The organism is Pseudomonadota bacterium (genome assembly GCA_022361155.1).
GTDB lineage: Bacteria > Myxococcota_A > Polyangia > Polyangiales > JAKSBK01 > JAKSBK01.
Genome location: JAKSBK010000265.1, coordinates 1 through 12,890 on the forward strand (window position 1 = coordinate 1; position 12,890 = coordinate 12,890).

At 64.1% G+C, this 12,890-nt stretch carries 14 protein-coding genes; 4 read left to right on the forward strand and 10 right to left on the reverse strand.

Annotated elements, in window-relative coordinates:
* The 3 genes from MJD61_10000 to MJD61_10010 all read right to left on the reverse strand — a co-directional run.
* On the reverse strand, positions 1 to 73 hold a 73-nt coding region (locus MJD61_10000), incomplete at its 3' end, for a biopolymer transporter ExbD (GenBank protein MCG8555601.1).
* A gap of 47 nt (positions 74 to 120) precedes the next feature.
* Positions 121 to 897 carry a protein TolQ gene (gene tolQ, locus MJD61_10005; GenBank protein ID MCG8555602.1) on the reverse strand — a complete coding sequence of 259 codons (777 nt, stop codon included), beginning with the start codon at positions 895 to 897 and terminating at the stop codon, positions 121 to 123.
* 199 nt (positions 898 to 1,096) lie between these two features.
* Positions 1,097 to 3,133 (reverse strand): VWA domain-containing protein, encoded by a 2,037-nt coding sequence (locus MJD61_10010; GenBank protein ID MCG8555603.1) that lies wholly within the window; start codon positions 3,131 to 3,133, stop codon positions 1,097 to 1,099.
* 792 nt (positions 3,134 to 3,925) lie between these two features.
* Here MJD61_10010 and MJD61_10015 point away from each other — a divergent pair.
* Positions 3,926 to 5,284, forward strand: coding sequence for a sigma-54 dependent transcriptional regulator (locus tag MJD61_10015; protein MCG8555604.1), 1,359 nt, complete (start codon positions 3,926 to 3,928; stop codon positions 5,282 to 5,284).
* Positions 5,285 to 5,520: 236 nt separating this feature from the next.
* Here the strand turns inward: MJD61_10015 and MJD61_10020 are convergent, their stop codons facing one another.
* The gene (locus MJD61_10020; protein MCG8555605.1) at positions 5,521 to 6,609 is read right to left on the reverse strand and encodes a hypothetical protein; all 1,089 of its coding nucleotides are present in this window, start codon (positions 6,607 to 6,609) and stop codon (positions 5,521 to 5,523) included.
* Positions 6,610 to 6,665: 56 nt separating this feature from the next.
* Between MJD61_10020 and MJD61_10025 the strand changes: the two genes are divergently transcribed.
* Positions 6,666 to 7,787, forward strand: coding sequence for a multicopper oxidase domain-containing protein (locus MJD61_10025; GenBank protein ID MCG8555606.1), 1,122 nt, complete (start codon positions 6,666 to 6,668; stop codon positions 7,785 to 7,787).
* 444 nt (positions 7,788 to 8,231) lie between these two features.
* Here MJD61_10025 and MJD61_10030 read toward each other — a convergent pair whose 3' ends face one another.
* Positions 8,232 to 8,456: an addiction module protein gene (locus MJD61_10030; GenBank protein MCG8555607.1), complete on the reverse strand. Its 225-nt coding sequence runs from the start codon at positions 8,454 to 8,456 to the stop codon at positions 8,232 to 8,234.
* An 80-nt stretch (positions 8,457 to 8,536) separates the two neighbouring features.
* On the opposite strand from MJD61_10030, the gene MJD61_10035 reads away from it, so the two are divergent.
* Complete coding sequence (locus MJD61_10035) at positions 8,537 to 8,731, forward strand: hypothetical protein (protein ID MCG8555608.1); 195 nt, start codon at positions 8,537 to 8,539, stop codon at positions 8,729 to 8,731.
* A gap of 22 nt (positions 8,732 to 8,753) precedes the next feature.
* Here the strand turns inward: MJD61_10035 and MJD61_10040 are convergent, their stop codons facing one another.
* From MJD61_10040 to MJD61_10055, 4 genes are all read right to left on the reverse strand, one after another.
* Positions 8,754 to 9,140, reverse strand: coding sequence for a VOC family protein (locus tag MJD61_10040; protein ID MCG8555609.1), 387 nt, complete (start codon positions 9,138 to 9,140; stop codon positions 8,754 to 8,756).
* On the reverse strand, positions 9,137 to 9,424 hold the full coding sequence (locus MJD61_10045; GenBank protein MCG8555610.1) for a helix-turn-helix domain-containing protein: 288 nt from the start codon (positions 9,422 to 9,424) through the stop codon (positions 9,137 to 9,139). Before MJD61_10045 ends, MJD61_10040 begins: the two co-directional genes overlap by 4 nt.
* Positions 9,425 to 9,549: 125 nt before the next feature.
* On the reverse strand, positions 9,550 to 10,038 hold the full coding sequence (locus MJD61_10050) for a DUF488 domain-containing protein (GenBank protein MCG8555611.1): 489 nt from the start codon (positions 10,036 to 10,038) through the stop codon (positions 9,550 to 9,552).
* Positions 10,035 to 11,216, reverse strand: coding sequence for a Fic family protein (locus tag MJD61_10055; GenBank protein ID MCG8555612.1), 1,182 nt, complete (start codon positions 11,214 to 11,216; stop codon positions 10,035 to 10,037). The genes MJD61_10050 and MJD61_10055 overlap by 4 nt, the downstream gene beginning before the upstream one ends.
* A 195-nt stretch (positions 11,217 to 11,411) precedes the next feature.
* Between MJD61_10055 and MJD61_10060 the strand changes: the two genes are divergently transcribed.
* A complete protein-coding gene (locus MJD61_10060) occupies positions 11,412 to 11,726 on the forward strand; it encodes a DUF4351 domain-containing protein (GenBank protein ID MCG8555613.1) in 315 nt (104 codons plus the stop codon).
* Positions 11,727 to 12,054: 328 nt separating this feature from the next.
* Here the strand turns inward: MJD61_10060 and MJD61_10065 are convergent.
* Positions 12,055 to 12,890 (reverse strand): fibronectin type III domain-containing protein (locus MJD61_10065; protein ID MCG8555614.1); only part of this gene is annotated, 836 nt, incomplete at its 5' end.

A 12,890-nucleotide genomic window follows, 5' to 3' on the forward strand; every position in this document is an offset into this window, starting at 1 on the left:
GAGCGCTCACCATGAAGATGATCAACAGCACGAGCATCACGTCCACCAACGGTGTGACGTTGATCTCGCTCATCGGACCCTTGCCGCCGGTCGTGAATCCCACGCTCCGCCCTTTGCGGCCTATTCCATCAGGAAGTGGCGGCGCACGATGTTGAGGTAGTCGCTCGAGAAGGCTTCCATCTCGCTCTGCAGTACGTGGATGCGCCGCACAAAGTAGTTGTACCCCATGACCGCCGGAATGGCTGCAGCCAAGCCGATGGCCGTTGCGATCAGTGCCTCGGCGATTCCGGGCGCCACCACGTCCAAGCTCGCGTTTTGCTGCGCCGCGATCGAGATGAACGAGTTCATGATGCCCCAGACCGTTCCGAAGAGCCCCACGAAGGGCGCGGTGGAACCGGTCGTCGCGAGGAATGGGACAGCGGTCTCGAGGCTGGTGACCTCGCTCGCCGAAGCTCGTCGCAGGGCTCGCTCGACGCTGTAGATGTCGCCCCCGGCCATGCGAGCCTGGCCGTCCGGCCCCGGACGCGCCCCCGACAAGATGCGAGCCAGCTCGACGTAGCCGGCTCGAAACACCATGGCGAGCGGGGCCCGCTTGACCCGAGATAGGCTCGCGTAAACCCCTTCGAGCCGCTTGGCATCCCAGCCGTAGCCAAGGTCCGAGTCCCAGAACTGGTCGAGAAAACGCAGGCTCTGGTTGGTGGCCTGCGAGAGCCGAACCAGCTTGGCGCCGATGATGAACCAGCACACCACGGACATTGCAGCCAGTATCACCATCACCGCCATGACCACGAACGAAGCATTCAGGACCAGCTGGACTGGATCGAGCTCGGCCGAAGGCGCGGCTGCCGCGTCCATGCTCCTGAGCGTAACGAGCTGGGCGAAGATCACATTGCGCATCGTACTGCCATGGCCGGCCGGGAGTCAGCGTTTGAAACACGGGCCAAGGGGGTTGTCAACGCGCCGCCCGAGGTGCCCCCGAGGTGCCCTTGGCTGTGCCCGCTCCGGGCACGGCGGGCTACACACTGGCGCGAAGAGTAGAGAATACCGTCAAGATGATTCCGCGGGCCGGTAGGCTGGGCGGCAGTCCGACGGTCGGCTACCTGCCGCTGCAGGTGGGGTTGGTGCAGACGGGGGCGCCGGCTGCCATGAGGGTGATGGGGCTCTGGTCGCAGACCCAGCCGGGCGGGCAGTCGGCCTGGCTCTGGCAGCCGATGGCCCACGTGGAGGAGGCGTTGTGACAGCACAGCTGAGGGCCGGAAGCCGCCCCGGGGATACAGGGTGGGTCGGCGCCTTGGAGGCAGGGGCCGCCGATCTCCACCTGCCCTTGGGTGAAGCGGCTCGTGATCGCACCCGAAAGGCCCTGGATCTCGCTCAGGCACTCGAGACGCACGGTGGTGCCGTTGGGGGGCTTGACCCCCATGGGGAACACGATCCGTTGCGGATTCGTGGGGCAGTTCATCTGGACTTCGAGCGAAAAATCGTCGTAGTGCCAGCCCTGCACGGTGGGATCGACCACGCCCATCCGAACGGGCACCTGTTGCACCACACAGCGATTTCCACCCCTTTCGGTGACCGGGCTCCGGCCCGGGGGGGGCGGGCTCAGGTAGGGGGCTTGATCGCAGCGGGTGATCGCGTCCGGGGCCAAGCCGGGGGTCTGGGGCGCTGGCAGCTCCCACACCACGTCGCAGGCCACGAGGCCGTCGACGTCGCGGTTGAGCCTGCGCGGCAGACAGACATCGTTCAGCACGTCCGAAATGACCTGAATGATGGCGTCGAGGGCCGGGCCAAAGTCGTCTTGGCAGATGGATTGGACCACGCCGTTTCGGCCGAACTGCTCGGCGACCTGCACGATGCGGATCGGCGGTTGGGCCTTGCCGAGCAGGGGGTCGTTGCATGACGGGCGCAGCTCCGCCGGAGGAGTCGCCAGGCTGGTCGGGTCGATCATCTCCTGCATCAAGGGGTGGTTATAGAGGTTCTGGTAGTAGTTGGCGCGATCCTGCGGGGTCAGCAGGTTGTTGAACATCAAGCGTGTGCCCGCATCCACGGCGTTCTTCGGCACCCCCACGATGGCCGCGAAAATCACGAGCTTTTCTTGACCAGGCCGCAGGTTCTTGAGCCCTTGAACGTAGCGATCGATCGGATGAAGGTTCTGCTTGTTGAAGAAGCAGCGCAGGTTGAGCTCGTCCACCAGGTTGGGATCCATGGCCATGATGTTGGTGAGCACGGGGTGACCCGGCGGTAGGTCCGACGAGAGCTTGAAATGGTCGAGATTGTGCGACGAGCAGTCCTCTTCGTCGGTGACCATGACCACGGTGAGCAGCGAGTCCGGACGCAAAAAGCCGGCGTTCCTGCCCGGCGTCGGGTCGCCAGGCAGGCCCCCGTGCCCCAAGGCCCCAGCGCCCGTATGGTCCGCCACGAACATCGGGCCCGCCGAAGGCGGCGTCAGCGCCTTGAGCACGGCCTCGAGCTGCTGCTCGAAGCCGCAGCCCCCGGTGCCGAGGGTCGCCAGGCAGCCGAAGTCGGTGGCAGCCTGGAACGGGTCGTTGATGGGCTTCTGGTACTGGATCCACCCCGGAGGATAGGCCATCTGGCAGCCTGGCTTCATGGCCGGATCGCGTGTGTCTTGGATCAATACTCCGTCGTCTCCGAAGGGACGCATGACCGAGCTTCCGCAGCTCGGGATGTTGGGCACGCCGACCAGGCCCATGTCACTCGAAACCACCCCGAGGTGAAGGTTTGGCACTGGTGGAAAATCCTGGGGGGCGCCGGTAGGCATGCCGCTCAGGTAGCCGCTTGTCAGCACCTGTACGAGCTTGGGGAACTCCTTGGCGAGGTTGGCTTGCTCCTCTTTCATGGACCCCGAGTTGTCGACCATGAACAGGATGTCGACCTTGTCGACATTGACGACCTGGATGCGTTCGACCACGCCGCTGACGAGGCACGGATTGAGCGGTTTGAGCCTGCGCTGCAGGCATCCGCTGGCCATCAAGGCAAACAGCGCAAGCGCGAGGCCGAGGACGGCAGCCCGGCCAAAACGGCTGCTGCACGGGCACGCTGGCAAGGCGTGGCTGAACAGCTGCTGGTTGCCCCCCGCCGTTGCATCCACCAGCAACGTCGTGTGCTTGGCTCTCATGTGTTCATCCTCCTCGAACAGACTCGAACAGACTCGCACGGAACGCAACCTCGAGCGGAGCAGCAGCCTGGCGGACGCCGTGACCAGACCGGCCCGGCCCCCGTGAGGCGCATGACCGGTGCTGCTGCGACCGACGGGAGCAGCTCCCAGCACCGCGGGGCCATGGTAAATCAACCATGGGCAACTCTCCGAGCTGGCGGCGGCGTCGATCTGGCGTACATCGACACGATCATCGCTGGCAACATTCTAGACAGAAAAAAGGGAAGCGTCCTGTGAGATTCGGCTCTCGGTCCGATGCTTGAAACACTCCTGCCCCGTACGATCGATGGTCCATCGGCTTTCGGTGTCGCACAGGCTCGGGTCGACACGGGTAACCGTCAAACCATGCAAACACTAGACCAGAACCGCGCCGCATTGCAATCCAGCACCGATCCCGAAGCGCCCTGCTAATTCGAAGCGCCCTGCTAATTCGAAGCGCCCTGTCGACCCCGAAGCGCCCTGTCGACCCCGAAGCGCCCTGCTGATTCGAAGCGCCCTGGAGCCAGCCGCGCTTCGCGTCGAGCCGCGCGCGACCAATCACGTTGCCGATCGAGCCAACCTGGGTGGCTGTGGGCGCTGCACCCGCCTCGGCCTACGAACGGCGCGGGTCCTTGGGGTCTTGTAGCGGCACAGTAGCGGCACCGAGTCCACTTGAAGATTCGCCGAGGCCGCCCGATAGTTATTGCGGGGCCCGGGGCCCGCTGACCTGCAGATTCTGCACGGCGGGCACCCCCGGGAGCCCGCGGAAAACACGTGCGACGGGTACTGGTAGTCGACGACGAGGTGAACCTGCGTCTGGTGTTGCAGACGCTGCTGCGCAAGCACGGCTACGAGGTGGAGACCGCGGCAGACGCCAAGCAGGCCCTTACGCTGGTGGATGGCTTCGGCCCCGACTTCGTGCTCGCTGACGTGCGGATGCCGGGGATGAGCGGAATCGAGCTGTGCGCAGAGCTCAGGGCGCGCAGCTCGAGCGCGAGCGTGGTCGTCATGAGCGCCTACGGGTCGGTCGACCTGGCCATCGAAGCGATGAAAGCAGGCGCCTACGACTACGTGGCCAAGCCCTTCAAGCAGGACGAGGTGCTTTTCGTGCTGCGCAAGGCCGAGGAGCGCGAGACGCTGCGGCGCGAGAACCGCGCGCTCAGGGAAGCGGCCCGGCGCGAGCATGGGTTCGCGGACATGCTGGCGCGCAGCAAGGCCATGCAGGTGGTGTTTCGCGCCGTCCGCAAGGTGGCCGCCCACAAGACCACCGTGTTGATCCAGGGCGAGAGCGGCACGGGCAAGGAGCTCGTGGCGCGCGCCGTGCATCAGCTGAGCGCTCGGTCAGCGAAGCCCTTCGTTGCCGTCAACTGCGGCGCCATCCCTGAAACCTTGATGGAAAGCGAGCTTTTCGGCCACAGGCGCGGCTCGTTCACCGACGCCACCAGCGACAAGCCGGGCTTGTTCGAGCAGGCCCACGCGGGCACGCTCTTTCTCGACGAGCTTGGTGAGCTGCCGCTCGGCTTGCAGGTGAAGCTGCTACGCACCCTGCAGGAAGGGAGCGTCCGCAGGCTGGGCGACACGCGCGACCGCACAGTGGACGTGCGCGTGGTGGCGGCCACGGTACGCGATCTGCGGCGCGAGGTCGAAGCGGGACGCTTTCGCGAGGACCTGTACTACCGACTCAACGTGCTGCAGATCAACGTGCCGCCGCTGCGCGAACGCCCGGAGGACATCCCCCTGCTGATGGAGCACTTCCTCGAGCGCAGCAACGCTCGACTGGGCACGCAGATTCGGGGGATACACCCCAAGGCCCGCAAGCTGCTGATGGGCCACCCCTGGCCCGGCAACGTGCGGGAGCTCGAAAACCTGATCGAACGCGCGGCGGTACTATCCGACAGCGACCTGCTCACGCTGGAAGACCTGCCCGAGCGCCTGCGCGAGCCCGAGGACCCCGTGGCGGTGGCCGTTGGCCGCGGGGATCTTTCCATCAAGCGCGCCAGCCGCAGAATCGAGCAAACCTTGATCCGGCGCGCCCTCGAAAAGACCGGCGGCAACCGTACCGCGGCGGCGAAACTGCTGGAGATCAGCCACCGCGCCTTGCTCTACAAGATGAAGGACTACGGAATCAGCTAGCCAAGCTGGCCCGCGTCGGCCAAGCAGCGCGCAAGCGCCACCAGCGATCGAAGATCCCATATCTTGATCCGGCGCCTCGGTCTGCTCGCCCGCTTCGACGAAACCGTTGCCACAGAAGACCTCGATGCCTGGCGGCGCGAATTGGTGCTCGACGACCGAGGCAAGCTCGCCCGAGCTCTGTTCGCCATCAACGAGAGGGTGCTGGCGGGCGCCAAGACGAGAGGCTGCGGTCGGTGCTACTCGCCAGGTTTCCCCGTGAACCGGACCTCGACGTCGTCGGCGGATTCGAGCAGAATCTGCGGGTTTGCCTGTGAACGGGAAACGACGTTGAGGGTGCCCTTTGCCGTGACCAGCAGCCGCCGGTTGATGAGCTTGTTGCGCGCGTTTTCGCTGTAGCGGCGGTGCGCCGACCAGCTGCGCGCGAGCTTGCTGCGGATGGCCTTGAAGATCGACGCGTCCTTGGAGCTCAACAGCGTGTAGTCGCGCGTGACTCCGTCCGCATCGGAGGTGTGAAGCGCGTAGATGTCGAAGATGATTTGAGGGCTTTCGGGGAACATGACCAGCGGCCCGGTCAGCGTGACCGGCTCGCCGTGCCCCTGCTTGATGGACTCGATGACCTCGACCGCGGCCGGGGCGGAGCCTTCTAGCTCGAGGTGACGCGGTCGCCGCGGGTGTTTTGCGAGCCGCACTCGCAGCCGTACCTTGTCGTTGCGATACAGATGCGAGGTAAGGCGCCGGTCGCGGACATGGACCGGGACGATGGCGTCTTGCCACTCCAAGACCAGCACGCGCCCTGCTTCTGCCAGGGCGTGGACCTTGCCGACGAGCGTCTGCTTGCCGTCAAGGTCCTCGGGAAGCCGCGTCCGATAGGTGTAGCTCGCCGGGCGTGGTTCGCTGGAACGATGGCGCTCGACGACCTTGACGGCCGTGAGCCGGATGTGGCGCTGCGGTGCACGGTGGCGTACGAAGCTGCCGAAGAGCCGCACCTTGTCGTGGCGCTTGAGCGAAGCAAGCTGCGTGCCAACAGCAGCGTTTGCTGCCACGAGAGGGAAGTCGGCGTACGCGAAGAAATCGCAGGGCTTGCGGTACGTGAACACGTACAGCCGGCGGCTCGGCACGACGCCGTGCATCCGGCCGACCAAGCCCTTGCCGGCCAGCCGCCCGGCCAGCGCCGCGCTGTCGCCGGGTTGTGGGCCTGTGCCGCGGCAGGTTGGCGCTCCCCGCAGGTGCGCGCAGCTCGACGTCACGACGCACAACGTCAGCCAACGGATGGCCGCGAGAAACGGAGGAGCCAATTTGAAAATGATGTTGACTTTCGTTTTCATTTAACTAGAGTGCGGGCCACCTACCTATCCAAAGCGAGAAAGCGAGAGCACAAGCTATGAGATCTACCGCAGTATTCCCCCTTGCCGGCGTGGCCGCCCTGGCTGTTCTGGAAGGTTGCTTTGTTGCCAGCGACCCGGTGGGATCCGGCGTGACGCGGACCTACTACATCGCCGCCGACGAGATCGAGTGGGACTACGCGCCTCTGGGGATGAACGTAATCAGAGGCAAGCCCTTCGGCGCCGATGAGAACGTGTTCGCTGGCCAGTCCGATGACCGCATTGGCAGCCGCTACAAGAAAGCCGTGTACCGCGAGTATACGAGCGATGCGTTCGACACGCTCGCGCCGCGAGAGGACAAGGACGAGTACCGCGGCATCCTCGGACCGGTGCTTCACGCCGCTGTGGGCGACACCCTGAGTGTGGTGTTTCGCAACAACGGCACGATCCCTTACTCGATGCATCCGCATGGGGTCTTCTACGACAAGGGCGGCGAGGGCGCGCGCTATTCGGACAAAACAAAGACCGCGCAGCGTGCGGATGATATCGTGATGCCGGGCGACACCTTCACCTACGAATGGGAGGTGCCCGAAAGCGCAGGACCCGGCCCTCGCGACACGAGCTCCGTGGTGTGGCTGTACCACTCGCACGTCGATACGGTAGCCGATATCAATGCGGGGCTTGCAGGCGCTATCGTCGTAACCGGCTCCGGCGCTGCGCGACAGGACGGCACGCCCTCCGATGTGGATCGTGAGGTCATCTCGCTGTTCACCGTGCACGACGAGAACGCTAGTCACTTCATCGAAGACAATATCCGGACCTACACCAAAGCCAGGGATCCGGCCGTGCTCATGGCCGACGACGCGTTCGTCGAAAGCAACCTGATGCACACCATCAATGGCTACGTGTGGGGCAACGGGCCGGAGCTAACGTTGCGCCAAGGGGAGCACGTGCGCTGGTACCTGCTGGCCGTGGGCACCGAGGTCGACCTGCACACCGCGCACTGGCACGGCCACACCGCGCTGCACCGTGGCCACCGCGTCGACGTCGTCGAGCTCCTGCCCGCCAGCATGCACACCACCGATCTACTGATGGACAACCCCGGCAGATGGATGTTCCACTGCCATGTCCACGACCATATCGCCGCCGGCATGATCTCGCTCTACGATGTTATTAAGTAGCCGCATGCCGTCAGACAGCCGCATGTTGTCAGTTGACTGACTGGGGCCTGAACAGTGCTCGCACGAGTTGATCTCGACCTTCAATCGCACCTTCAGTGGTGGGGTGTCCTCGGACAGGAATCGGTAGACGAGGTTGACGCGCCCCTCTCGTGGATGTAGCCGGTGAACGACTGGTATGGGCCACGGCGACGATCGTAGCGACGCGGTCGACCACGCCCGCGATGACCGTGTACCGGAACCTCCGAATCAAAAAGGAGCGCAGCTTACAACCGGTCGGGGCATTCTTGATCAAGGGCCCACTTTCGGGGAAGCGAACAAGTTGGCGGAGCTTCTCTTCGTATGCCTGCAGGAACACCCGAGCGTAGCCGGGTCGTTCAGCCTCCAAGTAGGCAGCAGCGGCCTCCAACTCCTCGGCCGCCTCGTCGAGAATCCGCGGCCAGGACATCAGCCGCTGTACTTTGCCTGCAGCTTCCGGAGGTGATCCTCGGCGTCCTGGAGGACGGCTTCGCCAGTCTCGATCTTGCGGACCCGACGAGCGATCTCGGCCTCCCACTCCGGGCTCAGCTCGATCGGCTCAAGGCTGTTACTCAAAGCACCGACCAACTCCTCCCGCTCCTCCTGACGGAGGGCAAGGGCCTCGTTTAGGATCCTTCTGGCCGTCGATGTCACGAGTACAGTTTACGAGGGTCCGTGCCGGGTCGCCAGCCCCGCATCGTCCGCCCGCAACCGGAGTGAAATTGGAGGCAAGAGTGAAATTGGAGGCAACCGAGCCGGAGGGCTTGCTCGGGCGCATCGAGGAGCTCGCATCGAGTGTGCCCGAGTGTCTTAAACGGATCGAACGCGAGCTCCAGGCACAGGGAATCACCCACCCGACCGTGGCCACCCTAACTCGGTCTCTGACGCATCGAGCCGCCACTTGTCGCAAGCTTGCGGCAGGAGGCTGAGGCATGTGTTACCGACCGGGTCCTACTTCTCCTTCGCAATCTGGATCAGATTGCCACACGTGTCATCGAACACCGCCGTCACAATAGTTCCCAGGTCGGTCGGTGCCTGAACGAATCGTACGCCCTTGGCCGTGAGACGCTCGTGCTCCGCCTCCACGTCATCGACAGCAAACGATGTAGCCGGAATGCCGTCTTGCACCAGCGCATCCCTGTATGGCTTCACGGCTGGATGGTTGTCTGGCTCCAACAGGAGTTCAGTCCCATTCGGTTCCTCTGGTGACACGACGGTCAACCAAAAGTGGTCACCCACCGGCACCTCCGTTTTCTTCTTGAAGCCCAGGACATCGGTATAGAACTGCAGAGCCTTCTGCTGATCGCGCACAAACACGCTCGTCACGTTGATTCTCATCGCCTCTTTCCCTTCTTGGCTGCGGGCCATCGTCTGGTGATGGCCTGCAACAGCCTCCCGTCAAACCAGTGGAGCTTGGACCTGCCATCCCGCTCCGTGTGCACCAGGCCAGCAGCCTCCAACACGTCGAGGTGCTGAGATATGGCCTGCCGCGTTGAGCTGATGCCATGTTTCATCGTTAGCCGGCTGCACAGCTCAAACAGCGACTGGCCCTGCCGCTGCACCAACTCGTCGAGAATTGCTCTTCTTGTTGGGTCGGCGATGGCGCGACAAATGTCGTCCATGACGTCTGGCAAGCCTACGTGCCTTTTTATATGCAAGCGCAGACTTGCATGTCAAGGCCAGTCAGGTACGTTCTGCAAAAGTTCCCCGAGCACGTGACCCTGTCACTGGGCGGCGACTTTTCCCCTCAAAACAGCGACATCTGCGGAGACTCTTGGCGTAGCTCTGCTTCGGTGTCCATATCCCCGTCGCCGCGGATGTGCATCACCTCGACGTTGCGCTCGACCAGTGCGGGGGTTACGAGCAGGCGACGGTGGCAACGGCGCGGATCTTCCTCGGCGCACATGAACGCGGTTGGGTTGGCCTCGGCAATCGCAATGAGCTTGTCGATTCCTACGATGAAGTCAGGGTCGACGGCACGCCGCCGATAATCGATGTTTCCCTGCGCATCCCGGTACTCGTCGCCGAGCTTCCCGCCCAGCTTGTCCCCGAGGAACACGTACCGGAAACCCTGAGCCGAGAGCGCCTGGCTCAAGGGCTGCTTTGTAAAATGCGGGACGTACTTCGAGTACGGCCGCGAACGGACGTCGACGAGCGTGGCGATGTCGTGCTGCCGGAGAAGATCGGCGAAGTGGTCGAGCGATCGGTTCGAGTGACCGATCGTATAGATGGTCATGCGCGCCGCCCCTCGAGCTCGGTCCCGGTTCGCAAGAGGTCGAGATAGGCCTTGTAAGAGAACGTGCGATCTCGTTTGCGGCCCGTGGTTTCGACGAGCACACCGGCGTCCACCAGCGCGGTCACCGCCTTGTTTGCGGTGGGCTTGGTCGTATCGAGGAGGGTCGTCACCTTGGCGATCGTGACAATGGGGTGCTCGGGTAGCTGCTCGAACAGTCGTGCCGCCATGACCGTGCTCGAACGGGCATCCAGCACGCGCTGCCTATCGTGGTTGACGAGTGCAAAGATCTCGCGCGCCGCAGTCGTCGCCTCGTCCGCAATGGTCGCCACGCCCTCGGCAAAGAATGCCGTCCAAGCTTCCCAGTCACCATCGGTGCGCACCGCGGAGAGGCGGCGGTAATACTCGCTTTGATGCCGCTTGAAGAACAGACTGAGGTAGAGAAGCGGTGAAGACAGCACTCCGTAATGCTCGAGAAGGAGCGTCACCAGCAGGCGGCCGATCCGGCCGTTGCCGTCGAGGTAGGGATGGATCGTTTCGAACTGGACGTGCAGCAGGCCGGCGCGGACGATCGGGTGCAAGTCGCTCTCGGCATGGATGTACTTTTCGAACGGCCCGAGCACCTCTCCGAGGAGCTGCGGAGGCGGAGGCACGAACGCCGCGTTGCCAGGGCGCGTGCCCCCGATCCAGTTCTGGCTCCGCCGGATTTCTCCTGGTTGTTTGTCCGCGCCACGGACGCCGCGCATCAGCAATGCGTGCGTCTCGTTCAACAGCCGCATGGAGATCGGCAGGCCTTTGTCCGAGGCGAGCTGATCTCTGGCGTAGGCGAGTGCGTCCAGGTAGTTGCAGACTTCCTGCACGTCGGCGTCGGTGGCGGCCTCGAGCGTTGCTTCGGCCTCGAAAGTTAAAAGGTCGATGAGCGTGCACTGGGTCCCCTCGATCTGCGAGGACACGACGGCCTCTTTGCGGACGAAGGCGTAGATGAACCACTCGATCGACGGGAGCATCTCACCGGCAAGCTCGAGGCGAGCCAGTCCCTGCTCCGCACGCTGAAGCAGCGCGCGCGTTGCCTCGTCGAGGGCAAGCGGCGGCTCCGCTGGCGGCAACGGGTGAGGTACGAAGGCGGCAACCTCCTCACCGCTCGCGGTTATGCGCTCGTATCTGCCTGTAGCTCTTCCCATGTCCGTCTAATAAAGGATCCTTGCCTAACTCTCGACGAAAGCAAAGAAGTCTTTCCCACATCGGGCCAGAGTAAAGCCCGCTTGCCGCCGTGGGGCGCCGGGCGACCTGACCCGCCTTGAGGCTTGGGGATATCCAGGCGGGTGCGGCGGGGGCGGCTCGCAGCTGGAGCCCACGGTCAAGCCGGGACCGAGTCCGTGCCGGAGCGAATCGAAAACGCAAGCTTTGATGAGCTCTATACCTGGGCGGAGCGCGTAGTCACCGCCACGTCGCTGCAGGACGTGTTTGGGATGACAGCTGCAGCCCGGCTGCGACAAGAGGGCAAGAACAGAGCCCTAAAGCAGTTTCAAAAAGAGGGTATGGCCAAGCTTATGGCACGGCAGCTCACGCTGCGTTTTGGCGAGTTGCCCGAGTCCGTGCTGGAGCAGCTTCATGGCGCGAGCGCAGAACAGCTGGATGCATGGGCCGAGCGCTTGTTGACGGCGCCGTCGCTGCAGGCTGTGTTCGAGTAATCGCCGACTTGTAAGATCCGGGGCGTGATACGATCCACTGCCACGACAGGCAGTGTGGCGCTTCAGTCTGTGCATCACGATGCGGGGATGGCTCTGGTCGAGGGGCTGGCATGCCCGTCTTGGTCGCGGACGCGGGCGAGACAACCGTTGAGCGTTTCGTCGAGGCAAGCGAACGCCACATCCATCGTGCCTGGCTGGACGGCCGCGGCGCGCGGTGAATGAATGGTATGCTGAGGTGTCTTTCTCATTGCGTCGGAAACTCGGTGCCGACACTGACTAGTACCTGCGACCCGAAGTCCGTCCCGGGTTTCGGGCGCGGGCCTCTCTTTCAGGGGCTGCTTGTGCCCGGGCTGGCGCTGCAGGTGGCCGTGTTGCCGGCCGAGTCCGTGGCATGGACCTCAAGCGTGAGCGAGGGTCCCCTAATGACCGTGGAGCGCCGCCTGTAGCGCACACGGCAACGTCCCCGCTGGCGGGGACGCCGTCCCCGCCAGCGGGGACGGAAGCGCACGACCTCGTCTTCGGCTACGTCGATGATCAGGTCGCCGCAGCGCAACTGGGCCTGCGGCACAACTCCGGACGGCTGGCAGCTGCTCGTTGCAGCGAAACGCGCCCTGAGCCTCCCAGTGCGGCAACCACTGCGGCGAGGGTTTGCGCAATCGAGGCTGCAGGTCACCTGCGGGGGCTTACACGCTGCGGTGGTGTCAAAGCTGAGCTCGCCGCCGATCGCCGTGTTGGCCGCGATATCGGTGGAGAGCACCGTGAAGTAGTACGTCTGGCCGGCTTCGAGCCCCGTCAAGAGGATGTCATGTGAGGTTGTGAGCGTGGCTTTGCCCCGGTTGTTATCCAGCACCCCGGACACGGGCCCGTAGGCCACCGCGCTTGTCGCAAGCTCGTCGGTTTCCCACAGCACGCGTGCGCTGGTGGCCGTGATGTCGGTAACCGTGATCAGGTTCAGCGCCGGCGGCTGCACGTCTGGCGTGGCCTCGGTGGTTACGCTTATGGGCGACCCCAAGGTCGGCCCGTTGCCAGCGGGGTCGGTCGAGGACACGGTCAGCTCGTAGGTGGTGGACGGCTGCAGCGCCGACAGCGTCACAACATGCCGCGTCACCAGGGCAGCGTCGCTGACCAGGTCGTGGACCGTGCCGTCGTTGTACGAGACACCGC

Excerpts from the sequence above, each read along its gene's own strand:
- tolQ (MCG8555602.1), bottom strand. The coding sequence starts at position 897 with ATGCGCAATGTGATCTTCGCCCAGCTCGTTACGCTCAGGAGCATGGAC.
- MJD61_10010 (MCG8555603.1), bottom strand. The coding sequence starts at position 3,133 with ATGAGAGCCAAGCACACGACGTTGCTGGTGGATGCAACGGCGGGGGGC.
- MJD61_10045 (MCG8555610.1), bottom strand. The coding sequence starts at position 9,424 with ATGGACGACATTTGTCGCGCCATCGCCGACCCAACAAGAAGAGCAATT.
- MJD61_10020 (MCG8555605.1), bottom strand. The coding sequence starts at position 6,609 with ATGAAAACGAAAGTCAACATCATTTTCAAATTGGCTCCTCCGTTTCTC.
- MJD61_10055 (MCG8555612.1), bottom strand. The coding sequence starts at position 11,216 with ATGGGAAGAGCTACAGGCAGATACGAGCGCATAACCGCGAGCGGTGAG.
- MJD61_10040 (MCG8555609.1), bottom strand. The coding sequence starts at position 9,140 with ATGAGAATCAACGTGACGAGCGTGTTTGTGCGCGATCAGCAGAAGGCT.
- MJD61_10050 (MCG8555611.1), bottom strand. The coding sequence starts at position 10,038 with ATGACCATCTATACGATCGGTCACTCGAACCGATCGCTCGACCACTTC.
- MJD61_10025 (MCG8555606.1), top strand. The coding sequence starts at position 6,666 with ATGAGATCTACCGCAGTATTCCCCCTTGCCGGCGTGGCCGCCCTGGCT.